At 60.2% G+C, this 20,831-nt stretch carries 17 protein-coding genes and 2 pseudogenes; 11 read left to right on the top strand and 8 right to left on the bottom strand.

Going from position 1 to position 20,831, the window contains the following annotated elements:
• Positions 1–265: 265 nt before the first annotated feature.
• Complete coding sequence (locus PQR02_RS26565; protein ID WP_408238260.1) at positions 266–703, bottom strand: hypothetical protein; 438 nt, start codon at positions 701–703, stop codon at positions 266–268.
• Positions 704–961: 258 nt separating this feature from the next.
• On the opposite strand from PQR02_RS26565, the gene PQR02_RS26560 reads away from it, so the two are divergent.
• On the top strand, positions 962–1,546 hold the full coding sequence (locus tag PQR02_RS26560) for a hypothetical protein (RefSeq protein ID WP_408238257.1): 585 nt from the start codon (positions 962–964) through the stop codon (positions 1,544–1,546).
• 1,333 nt (positions 1,547–2,879) lie between these two features.
• Here PQR02_RS26560 and PQR02_RS26555 read toward each other — a convergent pair.
• From PQR02_RS26555 to PQR02_RS26535, 5 genes are all read right to left on the bottom strand, one after another.
• The gene (locus PQR02_RS26555) at positions 2,880–3,239 is read right to left on the bottom strand and encodes a hypothetical protein (RefSeq protein ID WP_408238254.1); all 360 of its coding nucleotides are present in this window, start codon (positions 3,237–3,239) and stop codon (positions 2,880–2,882) included.
• Between the two features lie 588 nt (positions 3,240–3,827).
• The gene (locus PQR02_RS26550; protein ID WP_408238251.1) at positions 3,828–4,247 is read right to left on the bottom strand and encodes a DUF7673 family protein; all 420 of its coding nucleotides are present in this window, start codon (positions 4,245–4,247) and stop codon (positions 3,828–3,830) included.
• Between the two features lie 241 nt (positions 4,248–4,488).
• Positions 4,489–5,574 (bottom strand): AAA family ATPase, encoded by a 1,086-nt coding sequence (locus tag PQR02_RS26545; RefSeq protein ID WP_408238248.1) that lies wholly within the window; start codon positions 5,572–5,574, stop codon positions 4,489–4,491.
• Between the two features lie 138 nt (positions 5,575–5,712).
• On the bottom strand, positions 5,713–6,081 hold the full coding sequence (locus tag PQR02_RS26540) for a helix-turn-helix transcriptional regulator (RefSeq protein ID WP_408238245.1): 369 nt from the start codon (positions 6,079–6,081) through the stop codon (positions 5,713–5,715).
• Between the two features lie 139 nt (positions 6,082–6,220).
• Positions 6,221–6,853: a PD-(D/E)XK motif protein gene (locus PQR02_RS26535; protein WP_408238242.1), complete on the bottom strand. Its 633-nt coding sequence runs from the start codon at positions 6,851–6,853 to the stop codon at positions 6,221–6,223.
• Between the two features lie 431 nt (positions 6,854–7,284).
• On the opposite strand from PQR02_RS26535, the gene PQR02_RS26530 reads away from it, so the two are divergent.
• The 5 genes from PQR02_RS26530 (at position 7,285) to PQR02_RS26510 (ending at position 10,246) form a co-directional block, all read left to right on the top strand.
• Positions 7,285–7,653, top strand: coding sequence for a hypothetical protein (locus PQR02_RS26530; protein WP_408238239.1), 369 nt, complete (start codon positions 7,285–7,287; stop codon positions 7,651–7,653).
• A 475-nt stretch (positions 7,654–8,128) separates the two neighbouring features.
• Positions 8,129–8,617 carry a hypothetical protein gene (locus PQR02_RS26525; protein WP_408238236.1) on the top strand — a complete coding sequence of 163 codons (489 nt, stop codon included), beginning with the start codon at positions 8,129–8,131 and terminating at the stop codon, positions 8,615–8,617.
• 483 nt (positions 8,618–9,100) lie between these two features.
• Entirely contained in the window at positions 9,101–9,283 is a 183-nt protein-coding gene (locus PQR02_RS26520) for a hypothetical protein (protein ID WP_408238233.1), read from the top strand.
• An 85-nt stretch (positions 9,284–9,368) separates the two neighbouring features.
• Positions 9,369–9,602 carry a hypothetical protein gene (locus PQR02_RS26515; RefSeq protein WP_408238230.1) on the top strand — a complete coding sequence of 78 codons (234 nt, stop codon included), beginning with the start codon at positions 9,369–9,371 and terminating at the stop codon, positions 9,600–9,602.
• A 68-nt stretch (positions 9,603–9,670) separates the two neighbouring features.
• A complete protein-coding gene (locus tag PQR02_RS26510; protein WP_408238227.1) occupies positions 9,671–10,246 on the top strand; it encodes an AAA family ATPase in 576 nt (191 codons plus the stop codon).
• Between the two features lie 449 nt (positions 10,247–10,695).
• Here PQR02_RS26510 and PQR02_RS26505 read toward each other — a convergent pair whose 3' ends face one another.
• Entirely contained in the window at positions 10,696–10,887 is a 192-nt protein-coding gene (locus tag PQR02_RS26505; protein ID WP_408238224.1) for a hypothetical protein, read from the bottom strand.
• A gap of 354 nt (positions 10,888–11,241) precedes the next feature.
• Between PQR02_RS26505 and PQR02_RS26500 the strand changes: the two are divergent.
• Positions 11,242–11,744: pseudogene (locus PQR02_RS26500) on the top strand (DDE-type integrase/transposase/recombinase); the annotation flags it as partial.
• Positions 11,741–13,855 (top strand): acyltransferase family protein, encoded by a 2,115-nt coding sequence (locus PQR02_RS26495; RefSeq protein WP_408238221.1) that lies wholly within the window; start codon positions 11,741–11,743, stop codon positions 13,853–13,855. The pseudogene PQR02_RS26500 and the gene PQR02_RS26495, both read left to right, overlap by 4 nt.
• 851 nt (positions 13,856–14,706) lie before the next feature.
• Here the strand turns inward: PQR02_RS26495 and PQR02_RS26490 are convergent.
• Positions 14,707–15,863 (bottom strand): annotated as a pseudogene (locus PQR02_RS26490) (IS110 family RNA-guided transposase).
• A gap of 990 nt (positions 15,864–16,853) precedes the next feature.
• Between PQR02_RS26490 and PQR02_RS26485 the strand changes: the two are divergent.
• From PQR02_RS26485 to PQR02_RS26475, 3 genes are all read left to right on the top strand, one after another.
• Positions 16,854–18,152, top strand: a complete 1,299-nt coding sequence (locus PQR02_RS26485) for an HlyC/CorC family transporter (protein ID WP_408238218.1) — start codon at positions 16,854–16,856, stop codon at positions 18,150–18,152.
• A 147-nt stretch (positions 18,153–18,299) separates the two neighbouring features.
• Positions 18,300–19,598: a GspE/PulE family protein gene (locus PQR02_RS26480; RefSeq protein WP_408238215.1), complete on the top strand. Its 1,299-nt coding sequence runs from the start codon at positions 18,300–18,302 to the stop codon at positions 19,596–19,598.
• Positions 19,595–20,824, top strand: coding sequence for a type II secretion system F family protein (locus PQR02_RS26475; RefSeq protein ID WP_408238211.1), 1,230 nt, complete (start codon positions 19,595–19,597; stop codon positions 20,822–20,824). The genes PQR02_RS26480 and PQR02_RS26475 overlap by 4 nt, the downstream gene beginning before the upstream one ends.
• Positions 20,825–20,831: the final 7 nt, after the last annotated feature.

The raw sequence follows: 20,831 nt of genomic DNA, 5'->3' as shown, positions 1-20,831 counted from the left end.
TCACGAAGGCGGCTCATTTTGTTTTGTGCACACGCGGATGCCGCGAAGCTCCGCAGCTGCACGATATTAAAGGCATTGAACGGCGTGGGCACGCGCCCAGCGAAATATCACGCCGCCACCGAAGTGAAATAGTGCTTTCCTCCTAAGAGCGAAAGCCCTCCCGCGAGGCACGAGGAAGCCCGCCAACTCAGGCGCAACGAGGGTGCTCAGGAAACACTTGCCGTGGTTAAGAAAAAGCTCGCACCCAAGGGGTGCGAGCTATGAATCAGTTCGGCGTGGAAACGGCACCGTACGAAAGCGCCTCATCTGCAATGAGGGGAAGCAGGCCCCGTTTCCTTGCCACCGCCGCCATCTGACGCACAATGGCGAACTCGCGCGCGTTGACCTCGAGCGTCACATAGCACTTCCCGCTCGTTAGCTGTCTCCAGAACTGCGAGCTCCCCGGAGAGCTCGGGTAGCTGCCAGGAGGAAGCTTCAGGCTGCTCTCTTCCCTGGCCATCCAGTCATACGGCTCAAGGAAGCTTGCCCACGGTATCTCGTCCATGCCAAACTCGGCGGCCCATTCATCGCCTGAATTATGGGCAACCGGAAAAAACAGCCCGGACGGCACAAACCCAAAGTCGGCGGTTGCGGCAACAACCTCCGCCGCAACCACCCACTCCATCTTCATCAATGCCTCAGCAACGTCTTCCGTTATCAACATGAGTTGTCCTTTCGCGTCGTTTGATTTGGGCAGGGCTCCATGCAGCCCCGTCTTATTTGTATAGTCACCCGTGATTCACTCTGCTCGGTACGGACTCCACTCCGCGCTTGCAACCGTTTTGCTGCAGACGCTTCACGCGAGGCAGCAACCTGCCCGGCAGCGGCGCATAAAGGCGCGGACCGTCAGATTGACAGCAACCAGACAGACGCGTACGCTCATTACCCCTTTTTTAAAACCGCATGAGACTTGCCGAGGGCTGTGATGGGTGACGTGATTGACCTGCTCGCATTCAGACGGGCGCAAGGCAAACCGCTACAAGTGCAAGATGTCCCCGAGTTGGCGCCCGAGGCAAAGGCGGGGCCGGCAATCGAACCGAAGCCCAATGCCGAGCCCTCTGCTCGCGGGAGCCGGTTGCATCGCACGACGCGCCAGGGAAGGGGCCGGCACGTGCCGCCCATACGCCTGACTGAATCTCAGAGGGCGGCGTTTCTCCAGTTGCTCGATTTCCAGATGTCGACCAACATCGTCGTCGACGAGCACGACAGGGACTATCTGGCCGACCCGGCGGAGCACGAGCGCGCCCGAGCGTTCTTTCGTGCGTTCGGGTTCGACATTGATGCTATCGAGAATGCCGAAGCAATGTGGGAACTGTGGTCGGCGCTCGATGCGGAATACACCTATTTCGTCAAGATGGTGCTTGATAACCCGAACTCCTTTTGCACGATGACGCTCGGCGAGCCGGAGGTCTGGTTTGAGTACATCGTCGCTGTCGCGAGCCAGGACCTCGATGAGGCGCAACGGCTGTCGTTCATCGTGCACGACGCGCACCTGTACCGCAGGTGACGATGCGGCAGCTCAGACGCGCCTTGCCTCGAGTTGCCACCTCTCTGAAGACCGACTGCGCAACCGGCACTGTTGCCGCGCAGAGATTGCTATACATTGCAGGCCATGACGAATCGCATCGTCAGCTGGCAATGGTGCGCCAACACCGTCAAATTAGGGTGGCGCGCCAACGCCCCCTTCATCCACCCCGGTCTGTGACCGCGTCCGGGTGCCTCCCGGATAGGCTTTGTGGCGCGTAGTGCTCGTAATGGAGCTCGCTACGTGCGAGGGGGAGGCAGCGGATTAATCCCGGCCTAGCGCCGGCGTAACCCCGCTGCTTTATCCCATGACCGCTGGCGTCTAGCCAGAGGAGCTGGTGCGAACGCGAAACGGGCCCGGGTAGGCAATGCCCCGGTGTCCCTGACCATCTGAAAACTGGGTGCGAGTCCCAGTCGGGGAGGAGCGCGAAAGGCGCGCAACCCGTACCAGACACGAGGGCAGCGATATCGCATGTCGCGAGGCATGCCTCGACCGGACCTGGCGAGTGCCAGGGACCGGCCGGCCGACCTGATGGTGACCGTGGGTAGCGCCACGCGAGCCTGATGGCGGGCTGAGAGCTTAACCGTGTAAATGCGCCCTGTCGAGCGGGGTGCTATCTGGAAAGTGCAAGAGCGATTAGGGCCTTCAGTGCCTGGAACACGCTGGAAGATTCGGACGTCAAACAACATTTGCTAGTAAGCGAGGGCCTTCTCCCGGTTCGACCCGCTGAAAGACGGTAAGCCCGGAATGTTGTCGTTTGGATTGAGGCGGTCGCGGTCTGCATGAACGCAGGACGATGGTCTAAGCGGTGCAAAATGCAGTCGGAAGCTCGCCAGGCTGGCACCTGGCGGGGCGGGCGTAACGACCCCGACCAACCTCGAGACTGTATAAGCGAGCTGATTCGACAACGACGTGCGGGGTCAGTCCTGCATCGAGTCGTGTCAGCGACAAAGCAACAAGGTGGAAGAAGGGCAGGCCATCGCGCGTGGCAGCGGATGGCTGATGGACGACGGGTTTGGCGACCCTTCGTCCGCTGATGGTCCCTGGCCGGACCAATCGCAAAGATTGTGCCGCCGTGCGCGCAATCGTATCGATGCAACAGTGAATCCGGGGCGTCGCCGGAACAAAAACGACGTTTGCTTCGAGGCCCCTCAACCGGGGGGCCTTCCCCCCCCCCGATAAGTGTCCATGAGAAGCCTCGCGGCGCCAACCAGGCCGCGTTCGTCCATTGCACAGGCGGCATGTGACACTTGCGCCGCCCCAACCCATTGGCCATCTGCGAATGCACCGGGCGCGTCTCGCCGTCACTCGACTCCTAATCAAACAGGTCCTGCCGCACGGGCCCGAACGGGTCAATGCCGTCGAAGGTCATTCGGTTCGTTACCGGATGAATGCCAATTTCGGACAGTCCCTCGCTTTTTACTTCGCCTGGCAGGTCATTGCACTCGCCGGCAACGACAACGATGCGCCCACTCCTCACCAGATGCACGAGCAGGCATAGATACGCCATGAACAGCATGCCGGACCAAAAAAACGCTTGCCAGAACACGACTGAATGCATCAACCCGAGCAGCGTCGTGGGGTGGTCGTTGCCCCACGCAATGCAGATTGTGAATCCAAGAGGAATGGCTACAACGAGGACCACCACCAATGCGAGAGTTCTGAGCACGTGCATCGTGCCTCCAGTTGTTGGAGTTCGTCTCGTCGACTATATCGCCCGTGCGATGCTGCAGCAAGCCGCCCGGTGGCAGCATAGAAAAGCCTCCCTGACACAAGGGAGGCAATAAGCGGCGTTGGGCCGCGTGGGCGTAATACGACGCCACTTCACTTCTTCATTGGCGACGAGCCGTGCGGCCAGTCAGCGTACCGACAAACACCCTGGCTGGTGGACCAGGGCGATTGCCGGTGGTCACGCCGTCATGGTTGTCGCTCCTTGTCGATGGCTATGGGGCGCCTCTCCATGCGTTGCAACGTCGCAATTTCCTTTCGTGTTCAATGGTCCTGAGATGTCGGCGACGCTATAGCGGCCACCACGATAGGCGTAGCTACCGCCTGGATGCGGCGACTAGCGAACGCAGTCGACCGATTGCGTATCCGGCAAAAAACGTCAGCACCAAGACGAGCACTGCGTCACTGTATGACCAGCCAATCATAAACCCCTCCAACGTGGATGAATGGCAAGGGCTGTCCTCGCCGCCCGAGCGTAAAATGCGCTGTCGCGCTCTACATCAATTCCCAAGGTCCGAAGGACCCTGGTTGCCTCTTACGTCTTGCGCATCACAAACCTAAACGGCTCCGTTTCAAACCGGTCCGTCAAATCCTTCATGACCGCCTCGCCGTCATCGCCGAATATCTCGCAAAAGCGACAGGGCGTCATAAATCGGCGCCACCTCATCACACACAGCACGTCGCGGAAATGTCGGTCATCAAGGTACCAGCATAGCTTGTCTGTATCGACGCGAAACTGAATTCCATCATGTAGATTGAGAAGGAATTCCGCTATCAGACCTGTATATCGGTCAAGCTGACGGCATGCCTGTAAAAGGCGCCGGGCAGCCTGAGCTCCGGGTTCCCTGGAATGCTTCGGAGCAAGGGGAAAAAGGCTTTTTTCTTTTGTCATGGTGTGCAGCAGCGAGTTGAGATAAATCGTATAGCCACTGTTTTTATCTCGACCAAGAACCATCTATCCTTCGCTACTGCACCCCAACTTGCTCAACTTGCTCAACATTTTTGAGTTACGAAAGTTGAGCAGGTTGAGCAAGTTGACGACCAAGCTGGAAACTGTCGCACGTTGCACGACTGGCTAAACCCGCAAGATAGTCCAGTCGGCAAGTGCGCGTTAAATCAGGTATCAACGCACGGCATTCGCCGGTGCAGGTCCCGAACGCAAACCCGGCAAAGATATTGGGAAAGCGGGCCGACCTTCAATCATCCGACTCATTGAGCGGGCCGGTAGTCCTCGGCAAAGACCAGTACCACTTCGTGTCCTTGCCTTTTCGCGCATCCACGCCCAGATTCCCTTGAGCTCTGCGCACCGACGCAGCGGAAATACCCTGCGACGCCGCCTCGGCCATCACATCGTTACTGAGAACAGCGCCATCGCACAGAACGCGCCTCAGAAACGCCTCCGCCGTGGCAACTCTGCTCACCTTCTCATTGGCCTCTACCGCATCAAACTCGCCAGATAGAAGGTCCCTCACCGGACCGTGGAGCGCATCGCCCCAGACAACACATGACGACTCGATTCCTGGAAATGGCTCCGATTGCTCGATGTGGTATTCGAAACCATCGCCTTCGGGGCCGATGTTTGATTTGCCGCGCGCGAGGATGCGTCGTTCGTCGCCGTCGCTGGATTCAGTTTTACCCGCGAGCATGATGATGCGAGGCACGGCGGAAAACGCGATTGAACCGGTCACCCGCTCGACGGGGTCTCCGCCGCCTTTCGACAGGTGGGTAATTCCGATTAGCGCCGCTCGCAGCGCTGCAGCCAGGTCAACCAGTGGTTGCAACCCCCTCCGAACCTCAGTGTTTTTGTGGCTGTCGCCACTCACCGCCGTCACGATGGGGTCCACGATGATGAGTCGAACGTCGCCGATTCGTTCCGCTTCTGCCTGCAACTGCGCCATATGACGGCTGGGGTCAAACGGAAGCAACTCGCCTCGTGACCGATACCCAGTCACAAAGAAAATGCGCGAGTCATCCCCACCGGCCGCCACCAGTCGGGGTTTGAGCGTGTCTGCTGGGTCATCCTCGCCGGACCACATCAGTACATGGCCTCGCTCGCACGTCGAGCCGTCGGGCCATCGACCGCCGCTCGTCACCGGTGCGGCCATCGCCATGGCTAGCGTGGTTTTGCCCAGGCCCGGTGAGCCGGCGAGGAGTTGCAGCTTGCCAGCGGCCAGCCAGCCCCGCCAGAGCCAATCGACGGGCTGCGGCTTTAACTCCGCGCCGTTCAGGAGCACAACACCGTCCTGCGGGTGCTGCTTTCGAGTTTTATCGACTGTACTCATACGCAGGCTTCCCTCGCCATGCGTGTCGGCAAGACGCCGGTCGCGACCGCGCGGCTCAGCAGGCCACGTCGCAGGTATCGCTTTATCATGCTAGACCACCCTCCTTTATGAAAGAACAGTGATGTCTAGTCACGCTTTTTAGCGGATGGCCTCGGTGGCCATCTCGCTCAGTTTCCGTGCATTACGCGCGCGGGCGCGTTGGATTGCCGGAGCGGCCGATGACGGGGACTGTGAGACAATCACCGGGTCGTCGATAGCCGGTGACGCCGATGCGGCTGCGCTCGGCACGTTGGCAGCCTCATCAGCTTTCACACTGGCAATAGCAAGACCGAAGCGCTGACCCAACCAACTCTGGATGAGGTCGTCATGCCAGTAGGGCCTTCTGCCGATATGTATAGGGGCGGGAATTTGCCCCGCCTTGACAAGATATTCGACGGTCCTGATAGAGCAACGCAGCAGCGCGGCGACATCGGTTTTGGTACGTAGGGGACCGGAATGAGCGGACATCAGAGAACTCCGTAATTGAGATTCTCTGTATATCAACCGGAAGTTAGATTTCCGGTTGAGGCCATTCCACTGCAGGCGTCTACGATGAACGCGCACAGCTTGATGTCCGTCATGAACTCCGCCTGAATAAGCGCGCCACTTACAAGCCAGAGAACTGGCTCAAGAGTCCGTTCCCACCGGAGCCGAATTGACGTGGTGCGACCGTTGTGAGGTCGACCCTGAAGCGCACGCCGGTAACTTCCGGCGGCAACGCTGGATGAACAGAGGGGATGTCCGCTGCCGAAAAAAAGCGCAACGACGCCAGCGCCGCTTGCTCGTCAAAGGCCAGTGAGGCCTCGCCATACAAGGCCCCATGCAACGTAGCGTTTACTCTGGCAAGAAGCGAGCGATATTCAGCCGGCGTCACTGCATCGCCGATTCTCTCGACCAAGTCAGAGATGCGAAGGCCACCAGCCGAGGGCTGGAGCAACATTGACGCGACGAAGACCTGGACGCCGTCGACTGGACGTAGCTGCTCCAGCGAGAAGACATGAACCCTTGACGTGCCAAGGGCGGTCTTCACCTCAAGGCGGACCTCGGCGTCGCTGAAGTCATAGCGCTCTGTGTCTTGCACTCGCCAGCATGCCAGCGCTTTCTGGACATCTTTCGCCCGCGAAAGCAGAAACAACTCCCCCCACACCCCCCGGACGCTCTCCGGGGCCGCGTCCGTTTGAGAAAACAGTTCGGACGCGGTGTCAACGAGCGCGCGGATGTCCGCAAATGATGGCGGCACACTAACGTCCTGACGCCGCAGCCCTCGTAAACCTGCGTGAAATCTGCGTTAGTACGCAGAAAATTTGTCTTCTGCGCAGCGACGCGCAAGTGAGCGCAACAGAACGCAAGTTGTTGTTTTTTAAAGAAGTGCCTATACTTGAAAACCTCGTATAGGGGGCCGGATTGGCGTTCGGGACGTAGAGGCCGGAGGTTCGAATCCTCTCACCCCGACCAGATTTTGGTTAAAAATCAATGGCTTAGAAAATATTGCCGTTGTTGCTGTACTACAGTGAGCTGTGTAGTACAAACCTTTGATAAAGCCTTGCGAAACTCTTCGGTTCGCAGGGCTTTTTTCATTTCATTTCATTACATTTCATTACAACAACGCAATCAGGTCGATAACAACAACAGATACGACGCCATCACAGGCAATGTCCGCCCAATCGGACAGTGCCCATCCCAGACACCCTTGAAAGCATCACGGGCTATCCAGACAAGCTCAAGATTTATCTGATGCCAGCCAGTTCGTACTGGCAGATTCGCTATTTTGACGGCATCAAGACCCACAAGCGCAGCACCAAGACGTCAGACAAACGTGAAGCCGTCGAGTTTGCCAAAGCGATGTACCGGCAGATCATCACCGGCAATTTCGCCGGCGTATCGAAAGCGCCCCAGACCAGTTTCGAGTACTTGACGCAACAGATGCTCGAATCTCAGCAAGGACGCGTCGACCGCGAGGAAATCACTGGGGATGCGCATCGCAACGACAATTACATGCTCGAGGCGAGATCGTCCCGGAACTCCGCACCCATAACGTAAAAGACGTTTCATTCGACGTGCTTGACCGATTCGTCATTAAGCTCAGTGCCGAAAAGCTAGACCCCTCAACCATTCAGCGGTACGTGGGCATCATCAACAAGGTGCTTCAGTATGCGGCGAAGCGGAGCGCAATCGACGCACTGCCCCGCTTTCCGAAGATCAGCAAACAGGGCAAGCCGCGCGCTTGGTTTAACCCATAGGGGTACCGACAGCTATACACTCGGGCTAAGGCGCTCATTGGCACCGAGCACGTCGTTACCTCGCCAAACGGGAGCGGGCGACAGAACGAAACCCGCAAGGTCAAGGTCACGGCCGACCTCTACAACACGATTGTCTTCATGGTTAACGGCTTCATCCGGCCGACCGACCTGAAAAACATGCAGCACAAGCACGTTGATATCGTCCGGGAAAATCGCACCTATCTGCGTTTTTGACGCTCCCTGAGAGCAAGAAGCACGACAAACCGATTGCCACAATGCAGCGTGCCGTTGACGTGTACGAGCGTCAATGCAAGCTGTACGAACCGGACGTCCTTACCAAGCCGGATGACTACCTGTTCATGCCCCAGTATTCAAACTGGGACACTGCGCTAAAGCGCCTCCAGCACCAGTTCAATTTTCTGCTGGATGACCTCGGCATGAAAACGGACGCACGCGGTAACGAGCGCACCATCTACAGCCTGCGCCATACCTGCATCATGTTTCGCCTACTAAACGCGGACGGCATTGACATGCTGACGCTGGCCCGTAACGCTCGGACTTCCGTCGAAATGATCGAGCGCTTCTATGCCAGCGAGCTTACAGGCGAAATGAACATCGACGTGATCCAGTCGCAACGCAAGAGCAAGAACAAGCCAGAAGCGAAGGCTGAGGTACCGCACCAAGAAGCTGCCGACAAGCCGAAAGCGAAAAAGCAAGGTGAAAGCAGCGCCGGTAAGTCCGTCTGTCATGCCCGGCACCGGTAGCGAAGAGCTGAACCTTCCAGCCAGTTCCATCCCTCCACTGTCCTTGTCGTAATCACCCCGCCTGGAGCCGGACTTTTCGTTAAGTCCGGCCTTTCCCTTCATTCTTGAATTTCCCCTACGACAGGCCAGACGAGCCGCCGTGTACTTGGCTGGCCTGCTCGGTACCTGCGCAGCCCCGCACTCAAGCAACGCGCCAGAACGCCGTTAAATCGCTAGACGGCTATGGCAACATTGATCGTGACAACCCCAGACTGCCTCACTTGCCGACCTGGTTGACGTCGCCACGTGACATACGGCATCCCTGATCTTGCCAGCATTCCGCATCTATTCTCTGAATCAACGAAATGAGCAGTTTCAACACCATCCTCGCGACGCTTCGGTCCGGACTGCCCGACAATTACTACCTCGCTGGACCAGACTACGGACCTGCACAAGCTCGTCAAGCTGGTCGTCACCGCCAACCCGCAGCTCACGTCCGGGTACGTGCACGTCTTCTCTGTCGCGCAAGCAGAGAACAAGAAGCCGGACGAGTTCCTCCCGTGGCTCAAGGAAGCGGGCGGCATTGAGACCGTGCGCAAGAAATTCCTCGCGGATGGAACGCTTAACCCCAAGTACGAGTCTCAGCGCGAGAAGAATCGCATGGGCAAGATTCACCATCGCTCGTAATGCCCCGCAAGCCGCATGTGTCACCATCGACGCGCTTACGCTCGCGGATGCGAATCTTGATCCAGTCGAGAAGCCGACGGAGTGCGTGGCCATCGTCGTGCGCAATCCGGACGGCAGCATCCGTATCAAGGGATTCGGCTCCAGCAAGAGCCTGATCGATTCCGCCTATCTGGAGCATGCCGCCGAGCAGAACAAGAAAGCCGTGTCCGAATCCAGCGGAACACCTTCCCTAACGGTAGCGCAAGCTGTCACACAATCCCCGTCGGCGTTGCCCGCCGAAGACCTCGCAACCATCGCGGACGCACTGATCGCCGTTTAACCAGCCCGTTGGTCAGCGTGATACCGACCGCCATTTAAATAGGAATACGAAACATTAAACTTGCTACTATGATCTACCCTACTGCTTCCACAGAAGCCATGATCCGCATGTTCATTACGCCTGGGCACTCATTTCCGGGTACGAACCGCAACGGCATCATCCTGTACGGTCCCTTCGGAACAGGGAAATCGACCTGCGCGAAGCTCCTGCCTGCTGCCATCGAAGCCAAATACTCGACGCAGACGCCGAACGTGCGGTACGAAAGCTGTGTGGCTGGGAACAACGGGGTCAGCATGATCGAGTCCATCCACAACGAGAGCATGACCTCCCCTGTAAGCGGAAGCTTTCACTACGTTATTCTTGACGAAGCCGACAATCTGACAGCGGACGCGATGAAGCAGCTTAAAAGCGTCATGAACTCGACCGACTCAACTGGCCGATTCACCACCGCCTTCATCACGACGACAAACCACATCGACCGAATCGATGCGGGTGTAAGGTCCAGAAGCCAATGCATTTCGTTCGCGCCGTCAAGCACAGATGTTTGGATTCCGCTTGTCCGCAGTTTGCTTGACGAACACGGCGTGCCGAACGTCAGCAGGATCAGCGACGACTATCCGAACCAAGATCATCGCCCTCGGTAATGACCCCCGATCCATCCAGGGGAACAGCGAAATCGTAGCGATGCAACTAAAAGCCGCGATCGCGCAGCTTCAGGCGCGGTCTGCCGCGGCATGATCCCATAGGCCAGCATAAGACCTTGTCTTGGCACACTTGACCGGACAGGTCTACGTGCAGCGATAGGTTTAACTAGCGCATCTCTTTGCAAGGGCCTATGGCCCCCAGCAATTCGGCCAGTTGCAGCTCGCGCTGGCACTCGCATTTGCATTCAGCAGCCTTGGCCTCGCGTTCAGCGACGAATCCGTAGCGCCGATGCTCGGCAGGTATAGCCGCCTGCGCCACTTCGTCTGTTACATGACCTTCCGCTTACGCTTCGTTTCGACGCTCGGTGTCATGCTTGCATTCGCCGTCGGAGTTTGGGTCGGTATTGATCGGGCCGATGCGTATTTCACGCTGGCAGTCAGCGCTGTCCTCATCGTCGAGCCTGCGACACGGCCGTGTAGAGATCGTGGAACTTGTGGCCGATGGCGGCGTGCAGCCGGTTCCACGCCTGCCAGAACGTGACGGAGGTGTCCGGCTTGCGGAGCAGCAGACAAGTCGCCCGCACGAGGTGGTCCGAACCGCCGCTCGCGCGGTCCATGGCGCCGAGCTTCTGGTCCAGCACGCCAGCGAAGGCAAGCAGATTGTTACGCTGGTTCTACAGGGCAACGCGCGTCGCACCGATGCGCGACGGATCCTCCGGTTCGCGCCAATGAAGTTCCTCGACGAAGAAGTTCCTCGACGATGAAGTCGACATTTCTTATCGCTTCTGAGGGGTAGCGCACGAAATACATCGCGGGCCTATACATTTCCCTAGACTTTTTACGTCACAATCGTACGTAAAACCAAACGAGAGAAAGGGCAACAGCACCTTCGCTTTTTCTGGTTATTTATCGAGATGAAATATGCAATGATCGCCGCGGAATCAGCGGAGCATGTCTGAACCCCGCGCGAGCAGACGTTCCGGCAACCCTGCGGCGGGCTCAAGGACCTGTTCAGCGGAGAGCTGGTCGGTTACGCGATGAGCGAGCGTATGACCAAGCATCTGGTGATGCAGGCGGTGTTTCGGGCGGTCGCGTCGCACCGCCGGGCGGTCGCGTCGCACCGCCGGCCGGTCTCATTCACCACACAGACCGCGGCAGCCAATATTGCGCGCATGCTTACCAGAATCTTGTCAGCCAGTTCGGCATGCAAGCCTCAATGAGCAGACGAGGAAACTGCTTTGACAACGCATCGATCGAATCATTTTGGGGCACGCTGAAGAGCGAGTTGGTCTATCGTCGGCGGTTCGCCAGTCGGCAGCAGGCGCAGCAAGAGATCACGGAATACATCGAGATCCTTAATAACCGGCAGCGGACACAAGCGCAGCTTGACTATCTGTCGCCCGCGGTTTTCACGCAGCGTTTCTACTTGAACAAGATCGCTGCTAAACCCGTTGGCGTCCACGGACTCCGACCGACCTCATTAACTCTCATGCCATGAATCCACGCCATAGTGCTACTACTGCGCCGCAACTCACCCGTCCTGCGCACGCGGCATACATCGACGGTTTGCGTGCGGTCGCAGTGTTGTCGGTCATCGTTTATCACCTGTACGCGCAGTGGTTACCCGGCGGGCTTATAGGGGTCGACATCTTTTTCGTGGTTTCCGGGTTTGTTGTCAGCGCATCCGTTGGCAACCTCGAATCGATGCAGTTTTCGCGCTTCGTGTTCTATTTCTATTCGCGTCGAATGCAGCGGATCGTGCCAGCGCTCGTGGTGTGCCTGCTGGTGACAGGCTTGTTTTCAGCACTGTTCATTCCAAACGCGTGGCTGAGCGATACCAACAAATACACCGGCTTCTCTGCTTTCTTTGGGTTGAGCAATCTGGTGCTCGCGATAATCGGTGATGAATATTTTTCGCCACGCGTCGAATTCAACCCGTACCTGCATACCTGGTCGCTTGGCGTAGAAGAGCAGTTTTATCTGATCTTTCCGTTGCTTTTCTTCATGTGGGTGAGCAAACGTCCGAGAAAGACGCTTTGCGTTGTTCTGTTCGCCGGCGGGCTCGCTCTGTCCGTGTTGAGCGCATGGTGGCTTTCGAGGCGAAATGACGGGCTCGCCTTTTTCCTGATTTTTGGGCGTTTCTGGGAATTGGCATCCGGTATCCTGCTATACCAGTTGCTCGCGCTCGCGAAGCGCCCGCTCGGCGTGATCGACCGCAATGGGACGCTGGGTTCGATGGCGTTGCTCGGTGGTTCGCTGCTGCTGCTTGCGGCCGGTTTCAAGGTCTTGCGCCCGGCGCAGCTTCCTTTTCCGGGAGCGCTGCTGCCGGTTGCCGGCACGCTTGGCGTACTGTACGCGCTGCACGGAAGAGAGCCGCGGGATTGGCTGCACAGGCTGCTCATTTCACCAGCGGTGATTTTCGTCGGCAAGATCTCATATTCGCTTTATCTCTGGCACTGGCCTGTGATCGTGCTGCTGCGGTGGACGACGGGGATCGATGCGCCTGTCTGGCGCGTGCTTGCGGCCGTACTGACCTTCGCGCTGGCGACAGCGTCCTGGTACTACGTCGAGAATCCTGCGCGGCGCTCGGCGGTCCTGAAAGGCATGCGGCGTCCCGCTGTCGTAGGTGCGGGCTTAGCTACGTTGACGTGCGGAGCGCTGTTGTGGCTCGGCATTCAGGCAGCCCAGCTGAAGCTGAATCTGTCGCTGAGCGTGGTGGCACAACGTGCCGACGACTGGTATCCGAGCCGCTCCCTTGAGCCCAGCAATGACGGATGTCTGGACACGTGGAATAGGACGAAGCTCAACGGGGGGCCCGTATGGACATATTCACGTGCGGGATGTTCGCTTCCGGCGACCTATCGCGGGCGCCTGTACGTGATCGGCGATTCGCACGCGATGGCCTACAACAGGATGTTGCGCGAATTCGCCCGGGATACTGGCGTGAAGGTCTTCGCGTACAACAATGGAGGCTGTCCGTTCATGGCTTTGCTGCCGCGCAAACAAGATGAGGTGGCGAGCTGTGCGCCGGCGACGGATGCGGCAATCGCTCAAATCGAGGCGCAGGTCAGGCCCGGTGACGTGGTCTTCATGCCTTCGCTGCGGCTGCCACGTTTCTCCGACGAGTGGGCCCGCTTCGACGACTCGAGCACCTTTGGCTACATGTTTGGTCCAGAGGCCGTGCAAAGCCGGGTAGACGGCGTGCGAGAGGCTATTCCAATCTTGCAGAAACTGGCAGCCAAAGGGGCGAAGGTCATCCTGGAGGGGCCGACACCCGAGTTTCGGAGCCAGCCATTCCGATGTTCGGACTGGTTCAATCGCGACAATCCCATCTGTTCCGGCGGCGACCGCATCGCCCGTGCGGATCTGGAAGCCTTGCGGGCGCCGGTGCTCGACTCCTATGCGCACATCGCGCAGGCGGTCCCCGAAGTTAGCGTATGGGACCCGTTGCCATCACTGTGCCCAGATTCGGTCTGCTTAACGCACACCGCCGACGGCCGGCCGCTCGTCTTCGATGGCGATCACCTCAGCGGCTATGCGAACAGGCTTCTGTTGCCAAGCTTTAAGCAGCTCGTCAGCAAGCTTATGGAAGCGGGGTCCGCGAGCTGATGCGGGGAAGAGTTCCGGCGATGGCTGGCGAGGTAGTTAGTCCGAAGATCGAGTACCGGCTGTGCGAGCTTGGGTACTGTCAGGTTGACGGAGGGGGCGACGAATATAATGGGGCATGCAGAAAGGTTCCCTCTCCGTTCTGCCGTCGGCCGATGCAACCGGTTCCGTTCAAGGGCTATGGAGTGCCGTTACAACCTATAGGGACTCTTCCTTTTTAGCAAGGTCGGTTCGTGGTTCATGTGTCTGTTGCCAGGTTCCCCGCCATGGCGCGCATTGGGCATCCACCGCAACGAGGGGCGCAGGGTTATCCACCGCGGCACCCGCGGCCCTTCTCTGGCCCGAGCGGGTGTCGCGGTGGATAACCTGTGAGAAGGCCCTCCCGGTTCACCCGTTCATCGGTAACATTCCCCAGGTCGTCAGGGACACGATTCGGCATCCAGCGGCGAGACAGGCTGCGCACCTATAAACGGCCTTCTATGAGCAGGAAGCTCACGAATTATCGGGCAGGTCCTTTTGGCGCCTCCGTGCAGAAGCGCCGTAGCGGGGAGTCAGGGGCGGCTGCCTGTTCCCGAGACCCGCCGTCAACCGTTGCCGCGGTCCATTGTGGTCTGAAGCCGATCGTCGCGCCCGTGAGACTCCAGTGTCTCACCGCCTTCTATCCGCCGGCGCGAGGCCAGCCTCATCCCGTATGCGCGTTACGCCGGAATCACCTGCCGGGAACACACCCCATCTTGAGAATCGGTTGCGTTAGCAACCCGGCCGTTTAGCGGGCATGTTCACTCCAGACCGTATGTGCTGCGTAGTTGCCTAACCGACCGTTACCTCCTGCCTGCCAGACCCGTTAGGGGGCCTTACGCCGACTTCAACTGCGCTCCTTCAGGGATCACCCCGTCCTTCAGATAGCGCCACAGCGCGATCGCGAGGCGCCGCGCCACCGCGACGATGGCAATGCGCCGCGCCCGCCGATTCGGTCCCGTGCCCTGCGTGCGCTGGTTGAACCACTGCGTCAGCGCACTGCCGGGCTGGTAGCGCAGCCAGCACCACGCCATCTCGACCAGTAACGCGCGCACGCGCCGGTTGCCCTGCTTGCTGATCCCCTGATCGACCTGGCTCTCGCCACTGTCGTAGGGTTGCGGCACCAGCCCGACACACGCACCGACCTGGCGCCGGTTGCTGAACTCCCGCCAGAACAACTCGAGCGCGAGGCGCGTCGCGCCCACTTCGCCAATGCCCTTCAGGCGCGCGAGGGCATCGCTTCGCTGGCGCGCGGGGGCCGGCGCACTCGCCTGCCGCGTCTTCTCAAGCGCCGCGAGTTGCTGCCTGACCAGCGCCAGCCGTTCACACTCGCGTAGCAGCCGCTCGCGCAATTCGGGCGGCAGCGGCGTGCCGTCGTGGCATCTCACCTCGTCACGGGCGAGCCGGTCGGCGAAGTGCTTGTGATCGACCTCATCCCAGCAACCCAGTGTGACCAGCAGTTTGCGCATCCGGTCGCGATGCTGCAGCACCTCCTTCTGCAGTTGGCCGCGATCGCGCATCAGTTGGCGCGACGCCTCGTCCTGCGGCGACGGCACGTGAACCACGTGCATGCGGTCGCGCTCGCCGCGCAGCCACGCGCGCAGGTTAATTACTAGCTTGATCGCGTCAAGCCGGTCGGTCTTCGCGCGCCGCCTGTGACGTTCAACCGGAATGCTCGCCGGATCGACCACATAACACTCGATGGCGTGCGCCTGCAGCGCGCGACAGATCCAGAACCCGTCCTGGCCGGCTTCGTAGCTCACGACGACCCGCACGCCCGCGGGCAGCGACCACTTGTCCTTGTACCGGTCGATCAAATCCAGCACGGCCTGCAGGCGGGCGGCGGCTTGCGCTTGGGCCACACTGTGTGTACGGCCGGCTGCTCGCGCCGGCCATCCTGCAGCGCGACCTTCCACTTTGCCGCAGCGAGCTCGAGTGAGACTGCCAGCACCACCTCTTCACCACCCGTCGTGAACGTCTGATGCGTGCGCATGATGCTCTCTCCTTTGAACAGGACTCGACACGCTGATTTTACGTATCAGTTGGTCGACGCCCCTGCTCATAGGATCTTGCTGGGCGGTGTCGTTGCATGCCCGGGCCCGGATAATAACCGCGCAGCAGGACTCCATTCGGGACTCGGTGTACGTTGTCACGTCACTAGGTTGTAGCTCGAGTTCCCCGCTGCCGGTCTGACCTTGTCGCTACCCTTGCCGTTGCGTCCTTGGTGTGGTCCCTACGTGCGTGGAGATGAACCGTACGGCATTAGCGCGGCCTCGTATGCGAACGACGTGGTCTCCACGGTGCGTGCGTAGGGATGAGCCGATGACAAAATAGTCGTGGACGGCGCCAATCAAGTTGGCCGACCGGCCGTGCTGCTTGACGCTGTCTAAGTCGCCCGATCAGGCGCGCGAGTGGTCCCAACGCGCTTCCTCCAACGAAGCGTCGGAATCGGCGCAACCAAGCACCAGACGGTCGTTGCCAAGCGCGCCGACATCCAACATAAGATGCAGAAGAAGCTGCCAAAGCAGCTTTCCGACCTCAATTCAAACCGCTCTGATCTACCGGTCAGCGCATCCCATTGAAAGGGGTCGAATCACTGATTTTCTGCGTGTACGTTGTACACCCAGCGCAGACCCAGCTTGACTTGATAACGTTTAGTTATGCAAATTCCTCACTTTAGTACTTCGTGTAGTACTCGATGAGAAATTCCTTTAAAAAACAATGCAAATGTGAGTTGTGCGCATTCTTCGGGACGTAGAGGCCGGAGGTTCGAATCCTCTCACCCTGACCAGAATTTCCTTGTTAGTTCAAGGTTCGAAAACCGCCCAGCTTGCTCGGCGGTTTTTGTTTTTGGCGCGCTTTTCCTGCTTCTTGCGCCGTCCTCCACACCGCTACGGTTTTTGGGGTAACGCCATCCCGCTGGCGGCTCCCGCGCGCCCCTCTGCTATATTCTCTTCATCCTCTCCCCTATTCTTCACGCCGCGTGGAACAACTTCCCTTATGGGCGCAGATTGGCGCCGTCTTTCTGCTGCTTATCTGCTCCAGCTTCTTTTCCATTTCCGAAACGGCGATGATGGCGCTCAACCGGCATCGGCTGAAACATCTTGCCAATCAGAACGCGCTCGGCGCGAAGACCACCCAGAGCCTGCTCGCGCACACCGATCAGCTGCTGAGCGTCGTGCTGATCGGCAACAATCTGTTCAACACGATCATCCCGGTGCTCACCACGTCGATCGCGCTGCACACGTTCGGCCGCAACAACCTCGTGCTGTCGATCGCAACCGGCATCGTCGCGTTCCTGATCATCGTATTCGCGGAAATCACGCCGAAAATCGTCGGCGCGACGTTCCCCGAGAAGATCGCGCTGCCCGCGAGCCTGCTAATCGCGCCGATGATGCGCATCGCCAAGCCGCTCGTCTGGTTCGTGAATCTGTTCGCAACCGGCATCCTGCGGGTGCTGCACATCAACACGAAAGGCGCGCGCGATATGCGCCTGTCCACCGAAGAACTGCGCACCATCGTGCTGGAGTCGGGCAGCTTCATGCCGACCAAGCACCGTAGCATTCTGCTGAACCTGTTCGACCTCGAAAACATTTCAGTCGACGACGTGATGATCCCGCGCCGCCGCATCGAGGCGCTCGACTTCGAGGCGCCCTTCGAACAGATCCTGCATCAACTGGAAACCTGCTATCACAACAAGCTGATCGTCTACCAGGGCGACATCGACCGCGTGCTGGGCGTGCTCCACGTCCGCAAGACGCTCGCGGCCCTGCACAACCAGGAGCTTGAGCGCGAGACGCTGCGTGAATTGCTGGCCGAGCCGTACTTCGTGCCGACCGGCACGCCGGTGTTCCAGCAGCTCCAATACTTCCAGGAGAGCCGTCACCGCACCGCGCTGGTCGTCAACGAATACGGCGAGCTGCAAGGTCTGGTCACGCCGGAAGACATCATCGAAGAGCTGATCGGCGAATTCACCACGTCGATTCCGCGTAGCGCCAATTCGCGTGGCGGCTGGAACGAGAAGGGCGAATGCATCGTCGCGGGCAGCATGCCGCTGCGCGAGCTGAACCGCTGGCTGCAACTCACGCTGCCCACCGACGGGCCGAAAACGCTCAACGGCCTGATCCTGGAAATTCTCGAAGACATTCCCGACGGCGACGTGTGCGTGCAAATTGGCGAGGTCAAACTCGAAGTCATGCGCAGCGACGATCAGGCGATTCGCACGGTCAAGCTGTTCAGGCCGCCGTCGCGCGCGAAAGCCGGCAAAGCCGTGCTGCGCTGAACGCCGCGCCGTCTGGTTTCGAGACGCCGCCAGCATCGCACACCCGCACGACGCGCGCCATTGGCCGAATGGCTGAATGGCGGCGCCGGCCGCGCTACCGGAAGATGAAGCCGTCATGTTCTACAGGCGGCTCATCCCCGGTCTCTCATGCAAACCTCCACTCAATACGCGTCGTCGGGGCCGCCCCGGCCCATTGCATTCGACAGCGACGGCATGCCACGGGCGAAGCCCAATCCCTTCGCCGCCGAAGGTAGCGCGGCCCTTTTCGCCGATCCCGACCGCGCGCCCGCCGTGCGTCTTTTGACCGACACCTTGCAGGAAGCAACCCGGCGCAACGCGTCGGACCTGCATATCGAACCGGCCGAGCACGGCTGGCGCATGCGATTGCGAATCGACGGCGTGCTGCATGAAATCGCGCCGCCGCCCGCTCATCTGCGCGATGCGTTCATTACGCGCGTGAAGGTGCCGGCGCGCATGGATATCGCCGAACGGCGCGTGCCGCAAGATGGCCGGCTGCGCATCGCGACGACGCCCGGCCGGGTCGAAGACTATCGCGTCAACTCGCTGCCCACGCTGTTCGGCGAAAAACTGGTCCTACGCCGGCTCGATGCATTGCCCGCCGATCTTTCGCTCGACTCGCTCGGCCTCGATCCGCGGCAACGCGTGACGGTCGATGCGGCGATTCGCGCGCCGCACGGTCTCGTGCTCGTGACCGGCCCCACCGGAAGCGGCAAAACGCTGTCGTTGTACTGCTTCCTGAATCTGCTGAATGGCGAGGCGCGCAACCTGTGTTCGGTGGAAGACCCAGCGGAAATACAACTGGCCGGTATCAATCAGGTGAGCGTGCGCGAAAAGGCAGGGCTGACGTTCGCGGTGGCGCTGCGCGCCTTTCTGCGACAGGACCCCGACGTGATCATGGTCGGCGAAATCCGCGATAACGAAACCGCCGATGTCGCCGTGAAAGCCGCGCAAACCGGCCACCTCGTCCTGTCGACCTTGCACACCAACGACGCGCCTGCGGCCATCGCGCGCCTGATCGACATCGGCGTCGAGTCATACAACCTTGCCGCTGCGCTGCGGATGGTCACGGCGCAGCGGCTGGTGCGGCGCCTGTGCGTCGCATGTCGCGCGCCCGCGCCGCAATCGGCGGCGGCGCTGCGCGCAGCGGGCTTCGACGAGCATCAACTCGACGGTTGGCAGCCCTACGCGCCGACCGGATGCGCGGCGTGCCACGGCATCGGCTATCGCGGCCGCGTCGGGGTTCATCAAGTGATGCCCGTCTCCGACGCGATGCGCGAGCTGATCGTGGCGAGTGCCGGCACACATGAGCTTGCGCGGCTCGCGCAAACCGAACAGGTAGCGACCCTACGTGACGCGGCGTTGGCGCGTGTGCGCGACGGCACCACCAGTCTCGCTGAAGCACTCGCGGCTACCGAACTCGCATGAATACGGGCACGACTCACCCGCTCATTGGGGGCGACACGCGCTTCGCGTGGCGCGGCGTCGACGCCGACGGCATCCACAAAAACGGCACGCTGATCGCGCCGGACGCGAGCGCTGCGCGAACCATGCTCAAGCGCGACAGCCTGTTCATCGTCGAACTCACGGCGCGCGGGCCGGCGCCGCGCCCGACAGCTCGCGCCGCCGAAGTCACGCTGTTCACCCGGCAGCTCGCCAGTCTACTGCGTGCCGGCTTGCCGCTCGCGCCAGCGCTGGACCTGCTCGCACAAGCGCAGGCGTCGAGCCGGCAGGGCATGCCGCGCATCGTCGGCGCACTGGCGCGAGATATCACTGCGGGCCTGCGTTTCTCGGCGGCACTACAACGACACCCTGCGCAATTCAATGCGCTGTACTGCCAGCTCGTCGAAGTGGGCGAAGCGGCCGGCGCCCTTGCCCCCGTCCTCGCCAGAATCGCCGACGACCGCGAACGCGCCGCCGCGCAACGCGCCAAGGTGCGCGCGGCACTGACCTATCCGGGGGCGATCCTGTTGCTGGCCATCGCGATTACGGCGGCGTTGCTGGTGTGGGTCGTGCCGACCTTCAAGCAGATCTTCGACGGCTTCGGCGCGACGCTGCCCGCGCCGACGCGGTTCGTGCTGGCGCTATCGTCCGGCGCGGCGCGCTGGAGCATACCGGCGTTCGCGACGATCTTCGCATCGACCTCGGCTGCGACGTTTCTGCTGCGGCGTTCCGAAACAGCGCGCGTCCGGTTCGCACGTTTATCGCTACGATTGCCGCTCGCCGGTCCGCTGCTCGGCACACTGTGCGCGGCCCGCTGGAGCCGCGCGCTCGGCACCTTGTTATCGGCCGGCACACCTCTCGCAGACGCGTTCGATTCGCTGACTCACGCCACGGGCAATGCCTTTTTCGATCGCGCCACCGCCGGGATCGCCGAGCGGCTGCGGCGCGGCGAGCGGCTCGCCGCAGCGATGCGCGCTTCGCGCTGCTTCCCACCCGAGGTCGTGCAACCGGTGGCGGTTGCCGAGGAGTCCGGAGCACTGGACACCATGCTGATCGACGTGGCGTCGCTGGCGGATCGCCAGGTAGATGAAAAGATCGGCATGCTTTCGAGCCTGTGCGAGCCGCTCGTGATCGTCGTGCTGGGAACGCTGGTCGGCGGCCTCGTGATCGCGATGTATCTTCCCATTATTCAACTCGGCAACGTGGTGTAGGATCGCA

It is taken from the genome of Paraburkholderia sediminicola (genome assembly GCF_046026895.1).
Taxonomy (GTDB): Bacteria; Pseudomonadota; Gammaproteobacteria; order Burkholderiales; family Burkholderiaceae; genus Paraburkholderia; species Paraburkholderia sediminicola_C.
Note: the sequence above shows the minus strand (reverse complement) of the source record. Positions and strands in the feature narration are given on the sequence as shown.